The organism is Bradyrhizobium sp. Pha-3, assembly GCF_042258325.1.
In the GTDB taxonomy this organism is placed as follows: Bacteria; Pseudomonadota; Alphaproteobacteria; order Rhizobiales; family Xanthobacteraceae; genus Bradyrhizobium; species Bradyrhizobium elkanii.
Map to the genome: position 1 here is coordinate 3,111,650 of NZ_CP170151.1, position 23,153 is coordinate 3,134,802.

The 23,153-nt window shown below is 64.8% G+C and carries 21 protein-coding genes; 14 read left to right on the top strand and 7 right to left on the bottom strand.

What is annotated here, in order from left to right; genetic code table 11:
* Nucleotides 1–59 precede the first annotated feature (59 nt).
* The 5 genes from ACE10X_RS14510 to ACE10X_RS14530 all read right to left on the bottom strand — a co-directional run bounded on the left by ACE10X_RS14510 (nucleotide 60) and on the right by ACE10X_RS14530 (nucleotide 5,678).
* Nucleotides 60–1,052 (bottom strand): ABC transporter ATP-binding protein, encoded by a 993-nt coding sequence (locus ACE10X_RS14510; RefSeq protein ID WP_038383839.1) that lies wholly within the window; start codon nucleotides 1,050–1,052, stop codon nucleotides 60–62.
* Nucleotides 1,049–2,032, bottom strand: a complete 984-nt coding sequence (locus tag ACE10X_RS14515) for an ABC transporter ATP-binding protein (protein WP_028338803.1) — start codon at nucleotides 2,030–2,032, stop codon at nucleotides 1,049–1,051. Before ACE10X_RS14515 ends, ACE10X_RS14510 begins: the two co-directional genes overlap by 4 nt.
* Nucleotides 2,029–2,988, bottom strand: coding sequence for an ABC transporter permease (locus ACE10X_RS14520; RefSeq protein WP_038383838.1), 960 nt, complete (start codon nucleotides 2,986–2,988; stop codon nucleotides 2,029–2,031). The genes ACE10X_RS14515 and ACE10X_RS14520 overlap by 4 nt, the downstream gene beginning before the upstream one ends.
* A gap of 11 nt (nucleotides 2,989–2,999) precedes the next feature.
* Entirely contained in the window at nucleotides 3,000–3,980 is a 981-nt protein-coding gene (locus tag ACE10X_RS14525) for an ABC transporter permease (protein ID WP_038383837.1), read from the bottom strand.
* Nucleotides 3,981–4,082: 102 nt separating this feature from the next.
* Nucleotides 4,083–5,678, bottom strand: a complete 1,596-nt coding sequence (locus tag ACE10X_RS14530; protein WP_038383836.1) for an ABC transporter substrate-binding protein — start codon at nucleotides 5,676–5,678, stop codon at nucleotides 4,083–4,085.
* Between the two features lie 423 nt (nucleotides 5,679–6,101).
* On the opposite strand from ACE10X_RS14530, the gene ACE10X_RS14535 reads away from it, so the two are divergent.
* The 6 genes from ACE10X_RS14535 to ACE10X_RS14560 all read left to right on the top strand — a co-directional run bounded on the left by ACE10X_RS14535 (nucleotide 6,102) and on the right by ACE10X_RS14560 (nucleotide 13,978).
* A complete protein-coding gene (locus tag ACE10X_RS14535; protein WP_038383850.1) occupies nucleotides 6,102–6,356 on the top strand; it encodes a DUF6489 family protein in 255 nt (84 codons plus the stop codon).
* A gap of 65 nt (nucleotides 6,357–6,421) precedes the next feature.
* Nucleotides 6,422–7,156, top strand: a complete 735-nt coding sequence (locus ACE10X_RS14540) for an alpha/beta hydrolase (protein ID WP_051002907.1) — start codon at nucleotides 6,422–6,424, stop codon at nucleotides 7,154–7,156.
* Between the two features lie 59 nt (nucleotides 7,157–7,215).
* Complete coding sequence (locus ACE10X_RS14545; protein ID WP_304556543.1) at nucleotides 7,216–8,766, top strand: wax ester/triacylglycerol synthase family O-acyltransferase; 1,551 nt, start codon at nucleotides 7,216–7,218, stop codon at nucleotides 8,764–8,766.
* A 12-nt stretch (nucleotides 8,767–8,778) separates the two neighbouring features.
* Entirely contained in the window at nucleotides 8,779–9,774 is a 996-nt protein-coding gene (locus tag ACE10X_RS14550; RefSeq protein ID WP_028338798.1) for an alpha/beta fold hydrolase, read from the top strand.
* Nucleotides 9,775–9,935: 161 nt separating this feature from the next.
* The gene (locus ACE10X_RS14555) at nucleotides 9,936–13,169 is read left to right on the top strand and encodes a bifunctional cytochrome P450/NADPH--P450 reductase (RefSeq protein WP_038383832.1); all 3,234 of its coding nucleotides are present in this window, start codon (nucleotides 9,936–9,938) and stop codon (nucleotides 13,167–13,169) included.
* Between the two features lie 134 nt (nucleotides 13,170–13,303).
* On the top strand, nucleotides 13,304–13,978 hold the full coding sequence (locus ACE10X_RS14560; protein ID WP_038383831.1) for a spermidine synthase: 675 nt from the start codon (nucleotides 13,304–13,306) through the stop codon (nucleotides 13,976–13,978).
* Nucleotides 13,979–14,043: 65 nt separating this feature from the next.
* Here ACE10X_RS14560 and ACE10X_RS14565 read toward each other — a convergent pair whose 3' ends face one another.
* Together ACE10X_RS14565 and ACE10X_RS14570 are read right to left on the bottom strand one after the other, a co-directional pair.
* On the bottom strand, nucleotides 14,044–14,439 hold the full coding sequence (locus ACE10X_RS14565; RefSeq protein ID WP_375764580.1) for a nuclear transport factor 2 family protein: 396 nt from the start codon (nucleotides 14,437–14,439) through the stop codon (nucleotides 14,044–14,046).
* A 272-nt stretch (nucleotides 14,440–14,711) separates the two neighbouring features.
* Nucleotides 14,712–15,632: an alpha/beta fold hydrolase gene (locus ACE10X_RS14570; RefSeq protein ID WP_038383829.1), complete on the bottom strand. Its 921-nt coding sequence runs from the start codon at nucleotides 15,630–15,632 to the stop codon at nucleotides 14,712–14,714.
* A 177-nt stretch (nucleotides 15,633–15,809) separates the two neighbouring features.
* Here ACE10X_RS14570 and ACE10X_RS14575 point away from each other — a divergent pair, with 177 nt between their 5' ends.
* The 8 genes from ACE10X_RS14575 to paaA all read left to right on the top strand — a co-directional run bounded on the left by ACE10X_RS14575 (nucleotide 15,810) and on the right by paaA (nucleotide 23,150).
* Complete coding sequence (locus tag ACE10X_RS14575; protein ID WP_038383828.1) at nucleotides 15,810–16,193, top strand: hypothetical protein; 384 nt, start codon at nucleotides 15,810–15,812, stop codon at nucleotides 16,191–16,193.
* The gene (locus tag ACE10X_RS14580; RefSeq protein WP_038383827.1) at nucleotides 16,190–17,272 is read left to right on the top strand and encodes an alpha/beta hydrolase; all 1,083 of its coding nucleotides are present in this window, start codon (nucleotides 16,190–16,192) and stop codon (nucleotides 17,270–17,272) included. The genes ACE10X_RS14575 and ACE10X_RS14580 overlap by 4 nt, the downstream gene beginning before the upstream one ends.
* 26 nt (nucleotides 17,273–17,298) lie before the next feature.
* The gene (locus ACE10X_RS14585) at nucleotides 17,299–17,895 is read left to right on the top strand and encodes a GNAT family N-acetyltransferase (protein WP_038383826.1); all 597 of its coding nucleotides are present in this window, start codon (nucleotides 17,299–17,301) and stop codon (nucleotides 17,893–17,895) included.
* Nucleotides 17,896–18,076: 181 nt separating this feature from the next.
* Complete coding sequence (locus ACE10X_RS14590; protein WP_028331816.1) at nucleotides 18,077–18,553, top strand: phasin; 477 nt, start codon at nucleotides 18,077–18,079, stop codon at nucleotides 18,551–18,553.
* A 201-nt stretch (nucleotides 18,554–18,754) separates the two neighbouring features.
* Complete coding sequence (locus ACE10X_RS14595) at nucleotides 18,755–20,038, top strand: DUF445 domain-containing protein (protein WP_038383824.1); 1,284 nt, start codon at nucleotides 18,755–18,757, stop codon at nucleotides 20,036–20,038.
* Between the two features lie 190 nt (nucleotides 20,039–20,228).
* Nucleotides 20,229–20,999: a triacylglycerol lipase gene (locus ACE10X_RS14600; protein WP_038383823.1), complete on the top strand. Its 771-nt coding sequence runs from the start codon at nucleotides 20,229–20,231 to the stop codon at nucleotides 20,997–20,999.
* Nucleotides 21,000–21,211: 212 nt separating this feature from the next.
* On the top strand, nucleotides 21,212–22,081 hold the full coding sequence (paaX, locus tag ACE10X_RS14605) for a phenylacetic acid degradation operon negative regulatory protein PaaX (RefSeq protein WP_304556542.1): 870 nt from the start codon (nucleotides 21,212–21,214) through the stop codon (nucleotides 22,079–22,081).
* A 76-nt stretch (nucleotides 22,082–22,157) separates the two neighbouring features.
* Nucleotides 22,158–23,150, top strand: coding sequence for a 1,2-phenylacetyl-CoA epoxidase subunit PaaA (gene paaA, locus ACE10X_RS14610; protein ID WP_038383820.1), 993 nt, complete (start codon nucleotides 22,158–22,160; stop codon nucleotides 23,148–23,150).
* The last annotated feature ends 3 nt before the right edge of the window (nucleotides 23,151–23,153 follow it).

The following is a 23,153-nucleotide window of genomic DNA, read 5'->3' on the forward strand; positions in this document are numbered from 1 at the left end:
ATCACAGGCCGGCTGGTATGCCAACCGCTTGGTGGACATGGCCGCTCCCATCCGCGTGATCATGCCGGAACGACGGCGGGACTGTTGACGGCATGGCAGGCGACGCCGTCGATCAGTTCCGGCGTCTTCTGGCGGCAGAGATCGAAGGCGAGGGGACAGCGCGGGTTGAACGAGCAGCCCTGCGGCGGATCGATCGGATTTGGAATCTCGCCCTTCACCGGGATGCGCTGGCGGCCGGACATCGCAAGGTCCGGAACCGCGCCGAGCAGCATCTTCGTGTACGGCATCCGCGGGTTCTCGAACAATTCCCGACCCTCGGCGATCTCGACGATGCGGCCGAGATACATCACGCCGATCCGGCTCGCCATGTGGCGGACCACTGCGAGATTGTGGCTGATGAAGAGATAGGTGAGGCCGAACTTGTCCTGCAGGTCGCGCATCAGATTGAGGATCTGCGCCTGCACGGAGACGTCGAGCGCCGAGGTCGGCTCGTCGCAGACGATGAACTCGGCCTCGGACGCCAGCGTGCGGGCGATCGCAATGCGCTGGCGCTGGCCGCCGGAAAATTCATGCGGGAATTTTTGGCCGTCGTCGGGGTGCAGGCCGACCAGCGAGAGCAATTCGCCGACCCGGGCCTTGATGTCGCGCTCGCCCTGGATCAGGTCGAAGGCGCGGATCGGCTCGGCCAAGATGGCGGCGACCCGGTAGCGCGGATTGAGGCTCGCATAGGGATCCTGGAAAACCATCTGGATGCGCCGACGCAGGCGGCGGCGCGCCTGGCCCTGCCGCGGATCGGTCATCGAGACCCCGTCGATGACGACCTCGCCCGAGCTCGGCGGCAGCAGGCCGACCACCATGCGCGCGACGGTGGTCTTGCCGGAACCGGATTCGCCGACCAGCGCGAAGGTCTCGCCGCGCTTGATGTCGAAAGAGACGCCGTCGACGGCTTTCAGGAATTCGAGATGGCCGCCCTCGATCACGCGGTTGAGCCACGGCTTGGAGACGTCGAAGACGCGGCGCAGGTTCCTGACCTCGATCAATGTCCCGCTCATGCCGCCGTCTCCTTCGCCGGCTCGAACAGGTGGCAGGCGACGGATTGCGTGCCCTGCCGGATCGGCTCGGGGCGTTCGACGTGACAGCGATCGAAGGCAAACGCGCAGCGCGGATTGAACGGGCAGCCTGGCGGAATCGCCGACAGCCGCGGCATCGAGCCGGGGATCTGCACCAGGCGCTTGTCCTCGCCGGCGAGGGTCGGGATCGCGCCCATCAGGCCCCTGGCGTAGGGATGCAGCGGGTTGCGCACCACCTCCTGCACCGGGCCGATCTCGGCGATGCGGCCGGAATACATCACCGCAACGCGGTCACAGGTCTCGGCGATCACGCCCATGTCGTGGGTCACCAGCATCACGGCGGTGCCGTGGTCGCGGCCGAGCCGCTTGATCAGCGCGATGATCTGCGCCTGCACGGAGACGTCGAGCGCGGTGGTCGGCTCGTCGGCGATGATCAGTTCGGGCTCGGCGCAGATCGCAAGCGCGATGACGACGCGCTGGCGCATGCCGCCGGAGAATTCGTGCGGGTAGCCGTCGATGCGCTTTTCCGGCGCGGGAATGCCGACCTCGGCCAACAGATCGATGGCGCGCCTGCGCGCGGCGCTCTCGCTCAGATTGCTGTGGGTGCGAATGGTCTCGATGATCTGGTCGCCGATCCGGTAGAGCGGATTGAGGCTGGTCAGCGGATCCTGGAAGATCATGCCGATCCGCTTGCCCCTGATGCGGCGGATCTCCTCCGGCGGAAGATGGTCGATCCGCGTGCCCGAGAGCTCGATCTCGCCGCCGGAAATCCGGCCGGGCGGATCGATCAGCCCGATCACGGCTAGCCCCGTGACCGATTTGCCGGCGCCGGACTCGCCGACCACGCCGAGCACCTCGCCCTTGGCGATGTCGAACGACACGCCGTTGATGGCGCGCAAGGTCGCACGGCGGGTGACGAATTCCACCTCGAGATTGCGCACGGAAAGAACGGGCTTGGTCATCGGAGCTTTGGATTGAGTGCGTCGCGCAGCCAGTCGCCGAGCAGGTTGATGGAGAGGATCAGCCCGGCCAGCGCAATGCCGGGGAAGGCGACGATCCACCATTCGCCGGCGAACAGATAGTTGTTGCCGATCCGGATCAGGGTGCCGAGCGAGGGCATGGTGTCGGGCATGCCGGCGCCAAGGAACGACAGCGTCGCCTCGGTGATGATCGCGAGCGCGAGGTTGATGGTGGCGATGACGAGGATCGGGCCCATCGTGTTCGGCAGCACGTGCCGCAGCATGATCTTCGGCGCCGGCAGGCCGATCAGCTGCGCCGCGGCCACGTAATCCTTGTTCTTCTCGACCATCACCGAACCGCGCACGGTGCGGGCATATTGCACCCAGAAACTGAGGCCGATCGCGATGATCAGGACGCCGAGCGTGCTTATCTCGTCGAGCCGGTTGCCGAGCAGCGATTTGGCGACGCCGTTGACCAGCAGCGCGATCAGGATCGCGGGGAAGGTGAGCTGCACGTCGGCGATCCGCATGATCACGGTGTCGACCACGCCGCCGAAATAGCCTGCGATCAGCCCGAGGGCGATGCCGAGCGCGCCGGCAAAAACCACGCCGGCCAGGCCGACTGCAAGCGAGATGCGCAGGCCGTAAAGGATCGCCGAGAGCACGTCGCGGCCCTGCTCGTCGGTGCCGAGCAGGAACGGGCTCTGGCCGTCGGCGGTCCACAGCGGCGCGATCCGCGAGTTGATCAGCTGCAGCTGCGCCGGGTCGAACGGGTTCTGCACCGCGAGCCATGATGCGAAGATTGCGAGCAGAAAGAACAGCAGCGTGATCACGGCGGCGACCATCGTCAGCCTGGAGCGGCGGAACGAATAGAAGATGTCGCTGTCGAGCGCGCGCCTGAACCAGCCGGCAGGGGCCTGGTGGTCTTGGGAGCGATGGGGGACGACGGCATCGGACATCGGTCAGCCCCTCACGCCGCGCGGCCGACGGTCGACCGCAAGCGCGGATCGACCACGGTGTAGAGGATGTCGACCACGAGATTGATGGTGACGAAGATCAGCGAGACCATCAACAGATATGCGGCCATGATCGGGATATCGACATTTTGCACGGCCTGCACGAACAGAAGTCCCATGCCCGGCCATTGGAACACGGTTTCGGTGATGATCGAGAAAGCAATAACCGAGCCAAACTGCAGGCCGGCCACCGTGATCACGGGAACCAGGGTGTTCTTCAGCGCATGGCCGAAATGGATTGCGCGCGTGGTCAGGCCGCGGGCGCGGGCGAAGCGGATATAGTCGGTCCGCAACACTTCCAGCATTTCGGCGCGCACCAGCCGCATGATCAGGGTCATCTGGAACAGCCCGAGCGTGATCGCCGGCATGATCAGGGCCTTGAGGCCCGAGACGGTCAGCAGTCCGGTGGTCCACCAGCCGAGCTTCACCACCTCGCCGCGGCCGAAGGAGGGCAGCCAGCCCAGCGTCACCGCGAACAGATAGATCAGGAGGATGCCGATCAGGAAGGTCGGCAGCGAAATGCCGATCAGCGATACCGCCTGGAATAATTTGGCAAGCACGGTGTCGCGGCGCAGCGCCGAATAGACCCCCATCAGGATGCCGGCCACCATCGCGAACAGCGTCGCGCAGATCGAAAGCTCCAGCGTCGCCGGTAGCCGTTCCGCCAGCAGCGAGGAGACCGGCAGGCGGAACTGGTAGGACACGCCGAACTTGAACTGCAGCGCATTGATGAAGTAGCGGCCGAACTGCACCAGCACGGGATCGTCGAGGCCGAGCGATTGCCGGATTTCGGCGCGCTGCGCGGCCGAGGTGTCGATCGAGACGATCTGATTCACCGGGTCGCCGGCGAAGCGGAACATCGCGAACGCAATCACGCCCACGGCGAGCATCACGCCGATCGCCTGCAGGAAGCGGCGAAGAGTGAAAGCCAGCATCTCTACCTTTCACTGCTTTTGACATTGGCGCGCGGCTTTGCACGACCGGAAAACGAGCGGTCCCGGAAGCCTTCGCTTCCGGGACCCAATTCGCCAAAGCCACTATTCACCCTGTTTGGTCGCCCAGTAGAGCAGCACCTGGTTGTCCGCGCGCTGGGTCAATTTGACCTTTTTCGACACGCCCCACACCAGCGGTTGCTGATGCAGCGGAATGTAGCCGTAATCCTTGATGACGATGTCGTAGGCTTGCTTGATCAACTGGTCGCGCTTGGCGGTGTCGCCCTCGACCAGGACCTTGTCGGTGAGCGCGTCGACGTCCTTGTTGCAATAGCCACCGAGATTGGCCTCGCCCCGGGTGGCATCCTTCGGATCGTCGCGGCAGCCGAGGATGTCGTGCAGCACGTTGTGCGAGTCGGACGTCGCGGGCGTCCAGCCCAGCATGAAGAACGAGGTCTGGTAGCCGCCGGGCTTCAGCACCTTGGCGAAATACTGCGCCTTCGGCTGCGCCAGCAGGTTCACCTTGACGCCGATGCGGGCCAGCATGCCGACCACCGCCTGGCAGATCGCGGCGTCGTTGACATAGCGGTCGTTCGGGCAGTCCATCGTGACTTCGAAGCCGTTCGGATAGCCGGCGTCGGCCAGCAGCTTCTTGGCACCATCGGGATCGAGCTTCGGCCGGGTGAATTCCTTCGACAGCGGATAGAGCTCGGGTGCGATCATCAACGTCGAGGGGGTCGACATGCCGCGCATGACGCGGGTCTTGATCAGATCGACGTCGATCGTCTTGTAGAAGGCTTCGCGGACGCGGATGTCCTTGAACGGATTCTTGCCCTTGATGTTGGAATACAGCAGCTCGTCGCGCGCCGTATCCATGCCGATAAAGATGGTACGGATCTCCGGCGCGGTCATGACGGTGGCGACGCCGCTGGAATTGACGCGCTGGATGTCCTGGAGCGGAACCGGTTCGATCACGTCGACTTCGCCCGAGAGCAGCGCGGCAACGCGGGTGGCGTCGGAGCCGATCGGGGTGAAGATGATCTCCTTGAGATTATGCTCGGGCTTCCGCCAATAGCCGGCAAACGCCTTGAACACGGTCTTCACGCCGGGCTGGTGGCTCTCGATCGTGAAGGGGCCGGTGCCGTTCTCGTGCAGCGCCGCGTAGCTCGGCGTGGTTGCGGAGGCCGGCGTCGGTGCAACCGAGTTGTTCTCCTCGGACCACTTCTTGTCCATGATGTACCAGCTATCCCACTGCGAGATCAGGATGGGATTGGGCGAGTCCAGCGTCACGTCGACGGTGTAGTCGTCGACCTTGCTGAACTTGGCGTCGGCCGGGACGTTGCTGAGGAAGTTGGAGCCCTTGGCGCGGACGCGCTCGGCCGAGAACAGCACGTCGTCGGCGGTGAAGGGATCGCCATTGTGGAATTTCACGCCCTTGCGCAGATGGAAGCGCCATTTGGTCGGGCTCAGCGTCTCCCAGCTTTCCGCCAGGGCCGGAATGATCTTGAGGTCCTTGTCGCGCGCGGTGAGGCCTTCGTAGACGTGGGCGTGGTGCGCGATCGTCGTGGTTTCCTTCAGCGTGTAGGGATCCAGCGACTTCAGCTCGCCCTGGTTGGCGTACTTCAGCGTCTGGGCCGATGCCGGCAAAGCAAAGGCGACGAATGCGACGGCAGCCGCCGCAAAACTCCAACGTACCGACATGTGATCCCGCGTCCCCGTTTTTGTCCGCCGGCTGCTCTGTCCGGCTGGTATTATCGATCCATGTTGCCAGAGTTTACCGGCCACGCAAGCGCGATTTGCCAAAGGGTTAACCCGTCCGCGCGGGTGCAGCGCAATGAACCGGAAAAGAGAGTAGGCTGTCGGCGCGAACGCGTGACATTCGACTTTCGGAGTGCCGCTTGTCGCTCTCGGGAATGATCACCGGCGCGCCTCGTTTATGCCGGCCGCTCCAACCAGTCTGGAGCAACCGCTCCAAGCGGTTTGGAGCAACTGCTCCAAACGGTTTGGTTGACCATAACGGATGATTGAGGCCGACTGCCCCCCGGGACAGGTACGGCTCGCTTGCGCAACTCGCCCCGTCCCGGCGATACTATGGCGGGCCAAGGCGCATTTGAGGAGGCGGATATGAAGGTCAACGTCGAGATAGATTGCACGCCCCTCGAAGCGCGGCAATTCTTCGGCCTGCCGGATGTGGCGCCGATGCAGAACGCGGTGATGGACAGGCTGCAGCAACAGATGCTGTCGAACATCGAGAAGGTTTCGCCGGAAGCGTTGCTGCAAAGCTGGTTCACCTTCGATCCCAAACTCGCCGAGCGCTTCCAGGACATGTTCGTGACGATGGCCGGCCTCGGCGGCATGGGCAAGAAGGACAAGAAATAGTGGCGGCGGCGAAAGGGAGCGTTGATGGGACCGAACGCCGGTTGCGCCCGCCGAGCCTGTTCCTGATGCTGGCGGAGGCGCGCGGCGTGCTCGAACTCAATTCGAGCCTGCTGCTGTCGCCCCTCCTGATGCAGGCGCCGAAGGGCGACGGTCATCCGGTGCTGGCGCTGCCGGGCTTCCTTGCCAGCGACCTTTCGATGGCGCCGATGCGGCGCTATCTGAAGGAGCTCGGCTACGACGCCTGTGCCTGGAACATGGGCCGCAATTTCGGCGGGATTTCCAGCAGGCGGGCTGCGCTGCGCGACCTGCTGAAGCGGGTCCATGAGGCGTCAGGGCGCAAGGTCTCGATCATCGGCTGGAGCCTCGGCGGCGTCTATGCGCGCGACCTGGCGTCGCAGATGCCGGAGTTGGTGCGCTCCATCATCACGCTGGGCAGCCCGTTCGCCGACGACATCCGCGCCACCAATGCGACGCGGCTCTATGAGCTGTTGTCCGGCGAAGGTGTGGGCGACATCCCGGAAATCCGCGCCGCGATCGCCGGCGACATGCCGGTGCCGACAACCTCGATCTATTCCCGCACCGATGGCATCGTGAACTGGCGGACCTCGCGCGTGCGGCCGTCGGCCACCGCCGAGAACATCGAGGTGCATTTCGCCAGCCATATCGGCCTCGGCGTCAATCCCGCGGCGCTATGGGCGATTGCGGACCGGCTGGCCCAGCCGGAAGGGGAATTCCGGCATTTTGACCGCTCGGGCCCCTTTGCCATTGCCTACGGGCCGGCAGAACAGGCACTATCCTGACCAAACGACGAGAAGCGCCGCCCAAGGCGCCCGCGTAAGTAGGCTCTCGGGAGGAGATCATGAGCGGCGCCAAGAAGCTGTCCTCGCTGGACGCATCGTTTCTCTATCTGGAAACGCCGGAAATGCCGATGCATGTCGGCAGCATGGCGATCTTCCGCCTGCCCGACGGCTACAAGGGCGACTTCTTCGAGGAGTTCAAGGCGATGATCGCCTCGCGGCTGCACATCGCGCCGATCCTCAAGGCGCGGCTGCAGAAGGCGCCGCTCGACATCGATCATCCGTCCTGGGTCGAGGACGATCAGTTCGACATCGACCGTCACATCTTCCGCGCCAGCCTGCCGGCGCCGCGCGACCGTGCGACGCTGGAGCGTATCGTCGGCTGGATGCACGCCAAGCTGTTGAACCGCGCCCGCCCGCTCTGGGAGTTCTACGTCTTCGAGGGCATGAAGGACAACGAGATCGGGCTCTATTCCAAGATGCACCATGCCTGCATCGACGGCGGCGCCGGCGCGGCGCTGACCAGCATGATCTACGACCTGACGCCGGTGCCGCGCGAGATCGAGCCGCCGAGCGCGAAGAAAGTCGCGCAGGAGCCGCGCGACATCGCGGCCAATCTGATCGATGCCTATCAGCAGCTCTGGACCCAGCCGTTCGAGGCCGCTGCCGCCGCGCAGAAGAGCCTGGAGCTGCCGCGTTCCGGCAAGAGCGACCTTGGCTCGATCCTGTTCGACAACGCCATGTTCCAGATCGAAAGCGCGGTGAAGTTCGCCGGCTCGATGCCGACGGTCATGAAGAGCCTGTCCGACGTCGTCGCCAAGGTCGCCGATCCGAGGTCGCGCGAGAGCCTGCAGGCGATGTCCTCGCCGCCGACCATCCTCAACAAGGCGATCTCGTCCGAACGCAGCTTTGCCGGCACCTCGATCTCGCTGTCGCGCGCCAAGGCACTGGCGAAGGCGTCCGGCGGCAAGCTCAACGACGTCGTGCTGGCGCTCGCCTCCGGCGTGGTGCGGCGCTATCTGATCAGCCAGGGCGCGCTGCCGAACAAGTCGCTGACGGCAGGTGTTCCGATCTCGCTGCGCGAGGAGGGCAATGCCGAATCCAATAACCAGGTGTTCGGCATGATCTGCTCGATCGCGACCGACATCGAAGACCCCAAGAAGCGGCTGGAAACCATCATCGCGCAGTCGACCAGGTCCAAGGAGATGTCGCATCCGCTGCGCGCCTTGGTGCCGCAGGTCACCAACATCTCGCTGCTGGGCGCGCCGATCCTGGTGCAGATCCTGGCGCTGCTCTACAGCCGCTCCGACCTCTCCAACGTGCTGCCGCCGGCCACCAACATCACGGTCTCGAACGTGCCGGGGCCGCGGCAGACGCTGTATGCGGCGGGTGCCGAGCTGCTGCACATCTTCCCGGTTTCGATCTCGACCCACGGCGTCGCGCTCAACATCACCGTGCAGAGCTACCGCGATCAGCTCGATTTCGGTTTCATCGTGGGCGCCAACATCATTCCCCACGTGCAGGTGATGTGCGACATGCTGCCGCTCGAGTTCGATGTACTCGAGGCGGCGTTCGCTCCCCCGCCTGCGGACATCAAGGGCGCAGCCGAATAAGGATCCCTGCCGATGATTGAGATGCCACCGCTGCAGTTCGCCGAGACGAACGGCATCCGCATGGGGTTTTATGAAGCGGGCCCCAAGACCGACACGCCGCCGGTGGTACTGTGCCACGGCTGGCCTGAACTGGCATTCTCCTGGCGCCACCAGATCAAGGCGCTGGGCGAGGCCGGCATCCGGGTGATTGCGCCGGATCAGCGCGGCTATGGCGCGACCGACCGGCCGGAGCCGGTCGAGGCCTACGACATGGAGCACCTGACCGGCGACCTCGTCGGCCTGCTCGACCATCTCAAGATCGACAAGGCGATCTTCGTCGGTCACGACTGGGGCGGCTTTGTCGTCTGGCAGATGCCGCTCAGGCATCCTGCGCGGGTCGCCGGCGTCGTCGGCGTCAACACGCCGCATTGGGACCGTGCGCCGATGGACCCGATCGCGCTGTTTCGCCAGCGCTTCGGCGACCACATGTACATCGTCCAGTTCCAGGATCCGGGGCGCGAGCCCGACCGCATCTTCGGCAGCCGCGTCGAGCAGACCTTCGACGCCTTCATGCGCAAGCCGGTGCCGCGTCCGGCGGATGCGCCGCCCGAACAGCCGATCGCCGGCGTCGGCGCCTCGGCGCGGCTCAATCTGGCGTTTCCGCAGATGATCGCGAATTACGACGCCAAGCATGACCCGCGCACGCCGATCCTGTCCGCGGACGAGAAAAAGGTGTTCGTCGACACCTTCACCAAGACCGGCTTCACCGGCGGCATCAACTGGTATCGCAATTTCACCCGCAACTGGGAGCGCTCGGCCGGGCTGGACCATCACGTCCGGGTGCCGTCGCTGATGATCATGGCCGAGAACGACGCGGTGCTGCCGCCCTCGGCCGCCGACGGCATGGAGCGGCTGGTGCCGGACCTCGAGAAGTACCTGGTCAAGGACAGCGGCCATTGGACGCAGCAGGAAAAGCCTGACGAAGTCAGCGCGAAGCTGATCGAATGGCGCAGAAAGCGGTTTGGGTAGCCGTCATCCTGAGGTGCGCGCCACCTTTGGCGCGCCTCGAAGGATGAGAGGGACTGGAGCAAGCGGCCATCCTTCGAGACGCGCGCGTGCGCGCTCCTCAGGCAATAACGGCAAAGCCGTTATGCAGGGATGACGACTCGTAGCGAGGGGGCACTTCGAAAATGGCGTCCGGCAACAGACTGAGTCCGATTCCGCATCCGCCGACGAAGCCGGTGGTCGGCAACATGCTGTCGCTGGACTCGACCGCGCCGGTGCAGCATCTCGTCAAGCTCTCCAAGGAGCTGGGACCGATCTTCTGGCTCGACATGATGGGCGCGCCGCTCGTGATCGTGTCCGGTCACGATCTGGTCGACGAGCTCTCCGACGAGAAGCGCTTCGACAAGGCGGTGCGCGGCTCGCTGCGCCGGGTGCGCGCGGTCGGCGGCGACGGCCTGTTCACCGCCGACACCAAGGAGCCGAACTGGAGCAAGGCGCACAACATCCTGATGCAGCCGTTCGGCAACCGCGCCATGCAATCGTACCATCCGAGCATGGTCGACATCGCCGAGCAGCTGGTCAAGAAATGGGAGCGCCTCAACGCCGACGAGGAGATCGAGGTCGTCCACGACATGACGGCGCTCACCCTCGACACCATCGGCCTCTGCGGCTTCGACTACCGCTTCAATTCGTTCTACCGCCGCGATTACCACCCGTTCGTGGAATCGCTGGTGCGCTCGCTCGAAACCATCATGATGACCCGCGGCCTGCCGCTCGAGGGTCTGTGGATGCAGAAGCGGCGCAAGACGCTGGCCGACGACGTCGCCTTCATGAACAAGATGGTCGACGAGATCATCGCCGAGCGGCGCGGCAACACCGCCGCGACCGACGACAAGAAGGACATGCTGGCGGCGATGATGACCGGCGTCGACCGCGCCACCGGCGAGCAGCTCGACGACGTCAACATCCGCTACCAGATCAACACCTTCCTGATCGCCGGCCACGAGACCACCAGCGGCCTGTTGTCGTGCACGATCTACGCGCTGCTGAAGCACCCGGAGGTGCTGAAGAAGGCCTATGAGGAGGTCGACCGCGTCCTCGGGCCCGACGTCAACGCGCGGCCGACCTATCAGCAGGTGACGCAGCTCACCTACATCACGCAATGCCTGAAGGAGGCACTGCGGCTGTGGCCGCCGGCGCCGGCCTACGGCATCGCGCCTTTGGCCGATGAGACGATCGGCGGCAAGTACAAGCTGAAGAAGAACACCTTCATCACCATCCTGGTGATGGCGCTGCACCGCGATCCCAGCGTCTGGGGCCCGAACCCCGACGTGTTCGATCCCGAGAATTTCAGCCGCGAGGCGGAGGCCAAGCGCCCGATCAATGCCTGGAAGCCGTTCGGCAACGGCCAGCGCGCCTGCATCGGCCGCGGCTTCGCCATGCACGAGGCGGCGCTGGCGATCGGATTGATCCTGCAACGCTTCAAGCTGATCGACGTGCATCGCTACCAGATGCATCTGAAGGAGACGCTGACCGTCAAGCCCGACGGCTTCAGGATCAAGGTGCGGCCGCGCGCCGACAGGGACCGCGGCGCGTTCGCCGGCAGCACGGGCGCGGTTGCAGCCGCGCCGAAGGCGCCGCGCGCGCCGACCACGCGCCCTGGCCACAACACGCCGATGCTGGTGCTCTACGGCTCCAATCTCGGCTCGGCCGAGGAGCTCGCGACCCGCATGGCGGATCTGTCCGAGATCAACGGCTTCGCGACGCGGCTGGGTCCGCTGGACGACTATGTCGGCAAGCTGCCGGAGGAGGGCGGCGTGCTGATCATCTGCGCCTCCTATAATGGCGCGGCGCCCGACAACGCCACGCAGTTCGTCAAATGGCTCGATAGCGACCTGCCGAAGGATGCGTTCGCCAAGGTCCGCTACGCGGTGTTCGGCTGCGGCAACAGCGATTGGGCGGCGACCTACCAGTCGGTGCCGCGCTTCATCGACGAACAGCTGACTAAACATGGCGCGCGCGCCGTCTTCCCGCGCGGCGAGGGCGATGCGCGCAGCGATCTCGACGGCCAGTTCCAGAAATGGTTCCCGGAGGCCGCGAAGGTCGCGACCAAGGAATTCGGCATCGACTGGAATTTCACCCGCACCGCCGAGGACGAGCCGCTCTACGCGATCGAGCCGGTGGCACAAGGCGCCGTCAACACCATCGTGACGCAGGGCGGCGCGGTGCCGATGAAGGTGCTCGCCAACAGCGAGCTGCAGACCAAGGATGGCGCCAATCCGTCGGAGCGGTCGACCCGGCACATCGAGGTCGAGCTGCCGGCCAGTCTGAAATATCGTGTCGGCGATCATCTCAGCGTGGTGCCGCGCAACGATCCGACATTGGTCGATTCCGTTGCACGCCGCTTTGGCTTCCTGCCGGCCGACCAGATCCGTCTGCAGGTCTCGGAAGGCCGCCGCGCGCAATTGCCGGTCGGCAATGCCGTGTCGGTCGGGCGGCTGCTCACCGAGTTCGTCGAGCTGCAGCAGGTCGCGACCCGCAAGCAGATCCAGATCATGGCCGAGCACACCCGCTGCCCGGTGACCAAGCCGAAGCTGATGGCCTATGTCGGGGACGACGATGCCTCGGCCGCGCGCTATCGCACCGACGTCTTGGCGAAGCGCAAATCGGTATTTGACCTGCTCGAGGAATATCCGGCCTGCGAGCTGCCGTTTCACCTCTATCTCGAAATGCTGTCGCTGCTGGCGCCGCGCTATTATTCGATCTCGTCGTCTCCGGCCGGCGAGGCGCAGCGCTGCAGCGTCACCGTGGGCGTGGTGGAGGCGCCGGCAAGTTCCGGCCGCGGCATCTACAAGGGCGTCTGCTCGAACTACCTGGCGCGCCGCCGCGCCGGCGACACCGTCCACGCCACCATCAAGGAGACCAAGGCAGGCTTCCGCCTGCCCGATGACAATGCCGTGCCGATCATCATGATCGGGCCGGGCACCGGCCTCGCACCGTTCCGCGGCTTCCTGCAGGAGCGCGCCGCGCGCAGGGCGCAGGGCGCGACGCTGGGACCGGCGATGCTGTTCTTCGGCTGCCGGCACCCCGAGCAGGACTTCATCTATGCGGATGAACTGAAGGCGTTCGCAGCCGACGGCGTCAGTGAACTACACACCGCGTTCTCACGTGCCGATGGCCCGAAGACCTATGTGCAGCACCTTGTCGCCGCGCACAAGGACCGGATCTGGGAGCTGATCCAGAAGGGCGCGATCGTCTATGTCTGCGGCGACGGTGGCAAGATGGAGCCCGACGTCAAGGCGACCCTGATGTCGATCTATCGCGAGCGCACCGGTGTCGACACTGACGCCGCCGCGCGCTGGATCGAGGAAATGGGCACCAGGAACCGCTACGTGCTCGACGTCTGGGCAGGTGGGTAGGCTCACGCCTCCGTAGCCCGGATGGAGCGAAGCGAAATCCGGGGCAGCGTCAGATGCGGACCGACCGGCCCCCGGATTTTGCTGCGCTTCATCCGGGCTACGGCAGAGGTGCCGGCCATGTTACAAGCCGCCGCATGATTCCATGGGAAAAGATCGATACCGCGCGCATTCCCGGCACCGAGGGTGAATTGCGTCTGATGCGGCGAGGCCGCGAATTCTCGATCATGCTCGGGACCAACGAGCTGATGAACAGCCGCCTGTCGGGCTCGGAAGAGGCGTTGGCGACGCTTGCCGCAAAGAAGATCGAGAAGGTCGCACGGCCGCATTTTCTGATCGGCGGCCTCGGCATGGGCTTTACGCTGCGGGCCGCACTCGCCGTACTCGGGCCTGAGGCGAGAATCGTGGTGGCCGAACTGGTGCCGGCGGTCGTTGCCTGGGCGCGAGGCCCGATGGCGGAGATCTTCGGCGACAGCCTGAACGATCCGCGCGTGAGCATCCGGGAGGAGGATGTTGCCAGCGTGATCGAACGCCAACCGCTCAGCTTCGATGCCATCCTGCTCGACGTCGATAACGGGCCTGAAGGCCTGACCCGCAAGGCCAATGACGCGCTGTACGATGTCTCCGGACTCAGGATCGCGCACACTGCTTTGCGGCGCGGCGGCGTGCTCGCCGTCTGGTCGTCCGGTCCGAATGCCAGGTTCCCGAAATCGCTGACCCGGGCCGGGTTCGCGGTCAACGAAATTGCCGTCCGCGCCACGGGCCGGGGCCGCGGTGTCCGCCACGTGATCTGGATCGCGGTCAAGCAATAGCCGGCGTCCCGGCGCGCTCGCCAGCCTGATCATGCCAGTGGCCGAGCACAAGCCGTCACGATGCCTCAGAACATCGTGTTGCTGTTCGCCGGGTTTTCCGGAACTGGCTGTACCACGTCCCAATGCTCGACGATCTTGCCGTCCTCGAGCTTGAAGATGTCGATGATCGCATTGCCGCGGGTGCCGGGCTCGCGCACGGCGTGGACGTGCAGGATCACGTAGTCGCCGTCGACGAATGAGCGCTTGATCTCGCTGTGCGAGTTCGGAAACTTCTCGCGCAGGAAGCCGATGAACTTGCGGAAGCCTTCCGGGCCGTCGGCCGCGCCGGGATTGTGCTGCACATAGCGGTTGCCGACATAGGCGAGCGCTGCGTCGGCGTCCTTCTGGTTCAGCCCCTTCTCGTAGAACGCCAGCACCGCCTTGCGGTTGGCCTCCTGCTGCGCCTCGCCGGCGGCCGCCATTGCCGATGTAGATGTCAGCGCGAGGAGGAGAGCGGCGACGGCTGTCCGTGGCCGGAGAAGGGTCTTCATCTGGGGACTCCCGGTGGCTGAGCGGTGGATAGCGCTCTCTACAGCGTCCATGCCGCGCCCGGAAGAACGCACTCCTGGCTCACATGGTTACCGGAAGATACCAGAGCCTCGTTCCGATTGAATCGGGACGGGCTCTCGATTGTGGCTTTGGGGCGTTTTCTTCACGCGAACCGGGATCCGCTTCGCTCGAAAACGCTCCGGCCTCACGCCGCCTTCGCCGCCGCGCCATGCGCGTGCTTGTCGATGGCGTCGATGATCTGCGGCCACATCGGAATCGGCAGGGCGTGGCCCATGCCCTCGATCATCACGAGCTTCGCGCCCGGGATCGAGACCGCGGTGTCCTTGCCGCCTTCGGGATGCACCAGCGGATCGATGGTGCCGTGGATCACCAGCGTCGGCGCCTTGACGCCGCGCAGGCGCTCCTTGCGGCTGCCGGAGGCGAGGATGGCGCGAAGCTGGCGGCCGACGCCCTCGGGATTGAGGCCGCGCTCATAGGTGCGCCGCGCGCGTTCGGGATCGAGCGCCTCATCTTCAGGGAACGAGCCGTTGCGCAGGACCTTCCAGGTCTGCCCGAAGCGGACGAAATACTCTTCCTTGCTCTTCGGCGGCGGCGCCATCAGCAATGCGGTCGCCTCGCGGGTCGGCCCCGGGACCTTTGGATTGCCCGTCGTCGACATGATCGAGGTCAGCGAGCGCACGCGCTCGGGAAAGGTGATCGCAACCTCCTGCGCGATCATGCCGCCCATCGAGGCCCCGACCAGATGCGCGGTGCGGATGCCGAGCGCATCCATCAGCCCGATCGTGTCCCTCGCCATGTCGGCCAGCTTGTAGGGCGCTGCGACCGGGATCTTCAGGAAGCGGAGCTTGAGCAGTTCGAGCGCGGTCAGCCGCTTGCCGCCGCTCAGGCGGGAGGATTTGCCGATATCCCGGTTGTCGAATCGGATGACGCGAAAACCGCGCGCGGCGAGCTGGCGGCAGAATTCGTCGTCCCAATGGATCATCTGGGCGCCGAGGCCCATGATCAGGAGCAGCGGCTCGGCATTCGCATCGCCAAAAATCTCGTAGCAGATGTCGATGCCATTGGCGCGGATGATCTGCGGCGGCTGATGGGCGAGCGTGGTCACGGGCGTCCCCTGCTGGTGTCGCGGTCAGGAACCTCTATGCCACGGATTGACGCAGCGCAGAAGAGCCTCGGCGTCGCTGGTCGCGCCGCGCTGTTGACCGATCAGCAGCAACGGTGTCGTATGGCAGAAACAAATGGAAGCGCGGCAAGCGCTCGGATTTGGTGTGGAGGAGCGCGCATGGCCGACAAGGGCAACGACCCTGCCGTGATCTGGCAGACGATGATTGGCGAGATGGAGAAGGGGTTCAACTCCTTCGGCAACCAGCTGATGACCTCGCCGGAATTTTCCAAGGTGATGAACCAGGCCGGCGGCGTCGCGGCCGGCGCGCAGAAGCAGCTCGGCGAGCTGATGGAGAAATATCTGCTGGCGATGAACCTGCCGAGCCGCGCCCAGCTCGTCGGCATGGCCGAGCGGCTGCAATCGATGGAAAACCAGCTCAACGAGATCAAGACGCTGCTGCAGCAGGTGCACCACAATTCGCTGGCGCCGGACGACGGCCACGGCGCAACGCCACGGCCACCGCGCACCAAGCAGCCGCCAGCGGAGGGAGGCAGCAAATGAATGCTCCCACCCCCTTTGATTTCGCCTCGATCTCCGAGCGGGTCCAGTCCGAGGTGCAGCGCGCGATCCAGCGCAGCATCAAGGGCGTCGAGTATTTCTCGAGCTCCGGCCCGTCGCTCGGCTCGACGCCGAAAGACGTGCTGTATTCGCGCGGCACCATGAACCTCTATCACTACCGGCCGCTGGCCGACGAACTCTATCGTGTGCCGGTCCTGATCGTGATGGCGACCACCAATCGCGGCTACATCCTCGATCTGGTGCCGGGGCAGAGCTTCATCGAGTTCCTGCTCAAGCGCGGCTTCGACGTCTACATGCTGGACTGGACTGCGCCGAAGCCCGAGGAAAAATCGCTGCGCATGGAGGATTACGTCCTCGACTTCATTCCGGAATCGGTCCGCCGGGTGCAGCAGGATTCCGGCGAAAAGGACGTCTCGGTGATCGGCTATTGCTTCGGCGGCGTGCTGTCGCTGCTCTACGGCTCTATCTTCAACGACGGGCCGATGAAGAATCTGATCTGCTTCACCACGCCGATCGATTTCCGCGAGATGAAGCTGTTCTCGAATTTCGCGGACCGCCGCTATTTCGACGTCGACCGGCTGATCGACAGCACCGGCAACATGCCGCCCGAACTGATCCTGCAATCGTTCGACATGTTGCGGCCGGCCGCGCGTGTCGTCGGCCAGATCCAGCTCTGGGACAACATCTGGAACGACGAGTTCGTCAAGTCGTACCGGATGTTCGATCGCTGGGCGACCGACACGTTGCCGCTCGCGGGCGAATATTTCCGCGCCATCACCAAGGACCTGATGTGGGACAACAAGCTCTACAACGACACCATGACGGTCGGCGGCCGCGAGGCGAAGCTTGCCGACATCAAGGTGCCGATCCTGCACGCGGTCGCCGAGCACGATCACATTGTGCCGTATGATGCGGCAAAACATCTGATCACCAAGATCGGCTCCGAGGACAAGGAGGAGGTGATGCTGAAAGGCGGTCACGTCTCGCTGGTCGCCGGCGCCAACGCAATCAAGCGGCTGTGGCCGAAACTGGACTCCTGGCTGGGCAAGAGATCGACCTAAGAAGGGTCGACTTGAGAGAGATCGACATGACCGAACAACGTTCCTATCCGCGCCGCGTCAAGACCGAAGCGGGCGACATCGAGTTTCGCCTGATGATTCGGGACCACGAGGCCGCGGTGCTGGCCTTCGCGCAGAAGCTGCCGACGCATGATCTCTTGTTCCTGCCGCGCAATATCAGCCAACCGAAGGTGCTGTCGGCCTGGATCAACGAGATCGAGCGCGGCGACATCACGAGCCTGCTCGCGATCAAGGACGGCAAGGTGGTAGGTTGCGGCACCCTGGTGCGCGATCCGCACTCCTGGTCGCCGCATGTCGGCGAGATCCGGATGGTGGTGTCGCTCGACGTGCGCGGGCAGGGCGTCGGCCGGGCATTGTCGCAGGAGACTTTCGCCATCGCGCTCGGTGCCGGGCTGGAGAAGTTCTCGGTGCAGATGACAGTCGACCAGCGGGCGGCGATTGCGCTGTTCGAAAGCCTCGGCTTCAAAGCGGAGGCCCTGCTGCGTGACCATGTCCGCGACGTCGAGGGCAAGACCCACGACATCGTCGTGCTGGGCCACAATGTGGCGCAGGTCCGGGCCCAAATGGAGGCGTACGGGGTGTCCGACGCGGTCAGTGGTAATTAGGGACCGTTTGCTGCCGGTTCCTTGGGCGATCTGCCGGATATTCATGCTGTTCACTGTTTCGTGATATCGCGTTGCAACATCAATGTTGCGGCGCACCATGAGGTGTGTCATAACACCGTTGCCCCGGGCCAAACCGGACGGGGTGAGCCCATAGCTCAAACCTGAGGATGGAGAGACCCCAATGACCACCGAAACCAATTCCGTGCTGAACAGCGTCAAGGAAGCCTTCGCGCCCGTCACCGAGGCGTTCACCAAGCTTCAGAACCTGGAAGTTCCGGAAGCCGCCCGTGAGTTCGTGAAGAAGCAGGCCGAGGCCGCCAAGACCCGCGCTGCCGATGCCTATGCCGGCTCGGAGAAGGTGACCAACGTGATCGAGTCCGCTGTTGCCGGTTCGGTGACCGAAGCCGCCAAGATCAGCCGCAACATCCAGCAGGCGATCTACCAGGACGCCGAGGCGTTCTTCGCCGGCATCGACAAGCTCGCGTCCGCCAAGTCGCTGAGCGAAGCCGCCCAGATCCAGTCGGAGCTGGCCCGTGCGCGTGGCGAACTGTTCGTCTCGCGGGCGAAGGCCACCACCGAGTATCTCGGCAAGCTCGTCACCGATGGTGCGAAGACCGCGCAGGACAACTTCGCCAAGGTCTACGGCAAGACCGCCTGATCGCGCTTGCACTGATCGACTGCCCTTTCGAAGGCCCGCCATTTGCGGGCCTTCTTTTTTGGGCGCACTCCCATACATCTCCTCATGGTGAGGAGGCGCTCTTGTGCCGTCTCGAACCATGAGGCCACCATACGGGCCTCATCCTTCGAGATGCGCTCCGCGCTCTGTAGGGTGAGGATCGTCGTCCAGTCGAAGGTCCCCATGACCCTTCCCGCCGCTCTCATCGCAACGCCCGTCGATGCCGAACGCGCGGCCGAACTGCGGCGCGTCAAGTGGCTGGCGACCGGCGTGCTGGCGGCAACCTTCGTCATCTTCGTCGCAGCGAAGGCGCTGCTGCCGGTGCATCCGGTGTTCGGCTTCATCGCGGCATTTGCCGAGGCCGCAACCATCGGCGGGCTCGCCGACTGGTATGCGGTCGTCGCCTTGTTCAAGCGGCCGCTCGGCCTGCCGATCCCGCACACCGCGATCATCCAGAGCAATCAGGCGCGCATCGCCGAGAAGCTCGGCGAGTTCATCGAGAACAATTTTCTGGAGTCCGGGCCGGTCGAGGCCAAGCTGCGCGAGATCGATTTCGGTTCGTTCATCGCCGACTGGCTGCGCGACCGCAAACGTTCGGAGGATCTCGCCCGCTTCGTGCTGCGGATGCTGCCCGAGGCATTCGCGGCGACCGAGAGCTCGGGGCTGATGCAGTTCATCAGCCGCCGCGTCACGACGCAGGTGCTCTCGATCGACCTCGCGCCGCTTGCGGCCGGCGCGCTGCGCGGTTTCGTGCAGGAAGGCAAACATGGCGGCCTGCTCGACGACATCCTGCGCGTGCTGCACCAGACGCTGACGCAGCAGGAGACCATGGCCGTGATCCGCGACAAGGTCCGCGCCGAAATGCCGACGCTGCTCCGGCTCTATCGCGCCGACAAGTTCGTGGTGAACCGGATCATCGCTTCCGCCACGAAATTCTTCGAGGAGGTGCGCAACGATCCGCAGCACCCGTTCCGCGGCGAGTTCGACCGCATGCTGCTGTCCTTTGTCGACCGGCTGGGCAGCGACAAAGCATTCGCCGATCGCATCGACGGTCTCAAGCGCGATTTGATGGCGCGGCCGGAGCTGGCCAATCTCGGGCGCACCATCTGGGCCAACGTCAAGGACTTCATCGAACGCAGCGCCTCGGGCGAGTCGCAGGTGCTGCAGCATCAGCTGGCGCGAATGCTGGTCGAGGCCGGCGACGCGCTCGACGGCGACGCCGACCTGCGCGGCGAGATCAATCAGGGCCTGGTGGCCATCCTGCGCACCGTCGTCGCCGAGCAGAAGAGCGGCGTCTCGGGCTTCATCGCCGACCAGATGAAGGGCTGGGACATGGAGCAGCTGATCTCCCTGATCGAGGTCAATGTCGGCAAGGACCTGCAATACATCCGCTTCAACGGCGCGCTGATCGGCGGGCTTGCCGGCCTCGCGCTTTACACCCTGGAGTACACGCTGCGGCTGCTGTGACCGATTGGGTACGAACGTCACTTTAGTTGTGGCAAGTGTGACCTGGACCGCTTGCGCGAAAGTGTCCGGTTCCCTAGCTTTTCAGGACCGATTGTTGCGTTGCGGAACGATTCCGCCGGGTTTGCGTCAATTCCGTTGACCCATTCTCGTTGGTCCCATTGCCGGCGGCCCTGCCGGAAGAGGAGCTGAAATGTCCGTTGCTGCGCAGACGCTACGCCCGCCGTCCAGGACGCTGATGTTTCTGGAAGGCCGCGCCATTCATGAGCTCGGCGCCTTTCTTGGTGCATTGCCGCTGCTCAGCCTCGCGCCGCGCGGCGATGGGCATCCGGTGCTGGTGCTGCCGGGGCTGATTGCCTCCGACATGTCGACCCGGCCGCTGCGCGACTTTCTCAGGAGCAAGGGCTACGCCGTCAGCGGCTGGCGCCAGGGCCGCAATCTCGGGCTTCGCGCCGGCGTGCAGGACGGGATGGTCGACCTGTTGCAGGAGATGAATGAAACCACCGGCCGCAAGGTCTCGGTGGTCGGCTGGAGCCTCGGCGGCCTCTATGCGCGCCAGCTCGCCAAGATGATGCCGGAGCGCGTGCGCCAGGTGATCACGCTCGGCAGCCCGTTTGCCGCCGGCCCGAAGTCGACCAACGCCTGGCGCGTCTATGAGATGGCCAGCGGCCGCCGCGCCGACGAGGAGGATTCCCGTTTCGGCGGCTCGCTCGCCAGCGCGCCGCCGGTGCCGACCACCGCGATCTTCAGCCGCACCGACGGCGTCTGCGCCTGGCAGGGCTGCCGCGAGCAGTCCTCGTCGATGACCGACAGCATCGAGGTCGAGAGCAGCCATTGCGGCATGGGTCATCACCCGGCCGTGGTCTACGCGGTCGCCGATCGCCTCGCGCAGAAGGAAGGCGAGTGGGCGCCGTTCGATCGCAGCGGCTGGCGCAGCATCGTTTATCCCGATCCCAATCGGTAGGTCTTGCGAAGGTCTCTCTTCACCTCGCCCCGCTTGCGGGGAGAGGTCGGATTGCGAAGCAATCCGGGTGAGGGGGACTCTCCACGTGTCGTCTTTCACCGCATTTGCGGAAGCGGCCCCTCACCCCAACCCTCTCCCCGCAAGAGCGGGGCGAGGGAGAAGCTAGAGCGGCTACATTGTCGTGAATCGACAAAACGCGCTATGCGTTGCGCATGCCACAGCCGCTTGCCCGCATCGTCGATCAGCTGAAGCGCGAGCCGTCACGCACCGGCTCGATCGTCATCACCGTGTTCGGCGATTCCATCGTGCCGCGCGGCGGCTCGGTGTGGCTCGGCACGCTGCTCGAATTCTTCAAGTCGCTCGACATCGACGGCAACGTGGTGCGCACCGCGATGTCGCGGCTCGCCGCCGATGGCTGGCTCGAGCGCAACAAGGTCGGCCGCAACAGCTTCTATCGGCTCAACGCCAGGGGCCGGCAGACCTTCGACACCGCAACAAGGCACATCTACGATCCGCCGCCGTCGGACTGGACCGGCCGCTTCGAGCTGCTGCTGATCGGCAATGCCGAGGACCGCGACGCCGCGCGCGAGGCATTGAAGAATGCCGGCTTCGGCAGCCCGCTGCCCGGCGTGTGGGTCGCGCCGTCGGGCGTGCCGATCCCCGTTGAGGCGTCGCGCGCGATCCGTCTCGAAGTCTCCGCGGAAGACGACAGCGGACGCCGGTTGCTCAGCGAGAGCTGGCCGCTCGACCGCACCGCGGACGCCTATCTGAAGTTCATGAAGACGTTCGAGCCGCTGCACGGCTCAATCGTCCGCGGCGAGCAGCTGAGCGACGCCGACGCCTTCACCGCGCGCATTCTCTTGATCCACCATTACCGCCGGGTCGTGCTGCGCGATCCGCTGCTGCCGTATCAGCTGCTGCCGAAGGATTGGCCGGGCAGGGCGGCGCGCAAACTCTGCGGCGAGATCTATCGCGGGCTGCTTTCGCCGTCGGAACAATGGCTTGACGACCATGCAACCAACGAGGACGGGCCGCTGCCGAAGCCCAACGGGGCGGTGGCGCGCCGCTTCGAGGGCGTCTGAACATATTACAAAAAGCTATTGCATTTTGCAATTTATGTTATATATTCATGCCTAACAACACATTGGGAGGTCGGCCATGTATACGCAGGCGCTCAACTCATCCGACGGCGACGATCGCGGCGTCGAGGATGTTGCCCGTGCCAGTCAGTTCCAGGCCCGCATCGATGCCGACGAGCGCATCGAGCCGAACGACTGGATGCCCGCCGCCTATCGCAAGACGCTGACGCGGCAGATTTCCCAGCACGCTCATTCCGAAATCGTCGGCATGCTGCCCGAGGGCAACTGGATCACCCGCGCGCCGTCGCTGCGCCGCAAGGCCGCGCTGCTCGCCAAGGTGCAGGACGAATGCGGCCACGGCCTCTATCTCTACGCCGCCGCCGAGACGCTCGGCACCTCGCGCGAAGAGCTCGTCGACGCGATGCTCTCGGGCAAGGCGAAATATTCCTCGATCTTCAATTATCCGACGCTGACCTGGGCCGACATCGGCACCATCGGCTGGCTGGTCGACGGCGCCGCGATCATGAACCAGATCCCGCTGTGCCGCTGCTCCTACGGCCCCTATGCGCGCGCGATGATCCGCGTCTGCAAGGAAGAGTCGTTCCACCAGCGCCAGGGCTTTGAGATCATGGTGACGCTGTGCCGCGGCACCGCGGAGCAGAAGGCGATGGCGCAGAACGCGCTCGATCGCTGGTGGTGGCCGGTGCTGATGATGTTCGGTCCGCCCGACCAGGTCAGCCAGCACAGCGACGCCTCGACCAAATGGAAGATCAAGCGCTTCTCCAACGACGAGCTGCGTCAGAAATTCATCGACGCCACCGTGCCGCAGGCCGAATTCCTCGGGCTGACGATCCCCGATCCCGGCATGAAGCAGAACGCAAACGGCAATTGGGAACACAGCCCGATCGACTGGGACGAGTTCAAGCAGGTGCTTGCCGGCAACGGTCCCTGCAACCGCGATCGCCTCGCCGCGCGTCGCAAGGCGCATGAGGAAGGCGCCTGGGTCCGCGAGGCCGCGATGGCCTATGCCGAGAAGCGCAAGCGCCGCCAGCTCGCGCAAGCCGCAGAATAAGGG

Excerpts from the sequence above, each read along its gene's own strand:
- ACE10X_RS14510 (WP_038383839.1), bottom strand. The coding sequence starts at position 1,052 with ATGAGCGGGACATTGATCGAGGTCAGGAACCTGCGCCGCGTCTTCGAC.
- ACE10X_RS14515 (WP_028338803.1), bottom strand. The coding sequence starts at position 2,032 with ATGACCAAGCCCGTTCTTTCCGTGCGCAATCTCGAGGTGGAATTCGTC.
- ACE10X_RS14520 (WP_038383838.1), bottom strand. The coding sequence starts at position 2,988 with ATGTCCGATGCCGTCGTCCCCCATCGCTCCCAAGACCACCAGGCCCCT.
- ACE10X_RS14525 (WP_038383837.1), bottom strand. The coding sequence starts at position 3,980 with ATGCTGGCTTTCACTCTTCGCCGCTTCCTGCAGGCGATCGGCGTGATG.
- ACE10X_RS14530 (WP_038383836.1), bottom strand. The coding sequence starts at position 5,678 with ATGTCGGTACGTTGGAGTTTTGCGGCGGCTGCCGTCGCATTCGTCGCC.
- ACE10X_RS14535 (WP_038383850.1), top strand. The coding sequence starts at position 6,102 with ATGAAGGTCAACGTCGAGATAGATTGCACGCCCCTCGAAGCGCGGCAA.
- ACE10X_RS14540 (WP_051002907.1), top strand. The coding sequence starts at position 6,422 with ATGCTGGCGGAGGCGCGCGGCGTGCTCGAACTCAATTCGAGCCTGCTG.
- ACE10X_RS14545 (WP_304556543.1), top strand. The coding sequence starts at position 7,216 with ATGAGCGGCGCCAAGAAGCTGTCCTCGCTGGACGCATCGTTTCTCTAT.
- ACE10X_RS14550 (WP_028338798.1), top strand. The coding sequence starts at position 8,779 with ATGATTGAGATGCCACCGCTGCAGTTCGCCGAGACGAACGGCATCCGC.
- ACE10X_RS14555 (WP_038383832.1), top strand. The coding sequence starts at position 9,936 with ATGGCGTCCGGCAACAGACTGAGTCCGATTCCGCATCCGCCGACGAAG.
- ACE10X_RS14560 (WP_038383831.1), top strand. The coding sequence starts at position 13,304 with ATGATTCCATGGGAAAAGATCGATACCGCGCGCATTCCCGGCACCGAG.
- ACE10X_RS14565 (WP_375764580.1), bottom strand. The coding sequence starts at position 14,439 with ATGGCGGCCGCCGGCGAGGCGCAGCAGGAGGCCAACCGCAAGGCGGTG.
- ACE10X_RS14575 (WP_038383828.1), top strand. The coding sequence starts at position 15,810 with ATGGCCGACAAGGGCAACGACCCTGCCGTGATCTGGCAGACGATGATT.
- ACE10X_RS14580 (WP_038383827.1), top strand. The coding sequence starts at position 16,190 with ATGAATGCTCCCACCCCCTTTGATTTCGCCTCGATCTCCGAGCGGGTC.
- ACE10X_RS14585 (WP_038383826.1), top strand. The coding sequence starts at position 17,299 with ATGACCGAACAACGTTCCTATCCGCGCCGCGTCAAGACCGAAGCGGGC.
- ACE10X_RS14590 (WP_028331816.1), top strand. The coding sequence starts at position 18,077 with ATGACCACCGAAACCAATTCCGTGCTGAACAGCGTCAAGGAAGCCTTC.
- ACE10X_RS14595 (WP_038383824.1), top strand. The coding sequence starts at position 18,755 with ATGACCCTTCCCGCCGCTCTCATCGCAACGCCCGTCGATGCCGAACGC.
- ACE10X_RS14600 (WP_038383823.1), top strand. The coding sequence starts at position 20,229 with ATGTCCGTTGCTGCGCAGACGCTACGCCCGCCGTCCAGGACGCTGATG.
- paaX (WP_304556542.1), top strand. The coding sequence starts at position 21,212 with ATGCCACAGCCGCTTGCCCGCATCGTCGATCAGCTGAAGCGCGAGCCG.
- paaA (WP_038383820.1), top strand. The coding sequence starts at position 22,158 with ATGTATACGCAGGCGCTCAACTCATCCGACGGCGACGATCGCGGCGTC.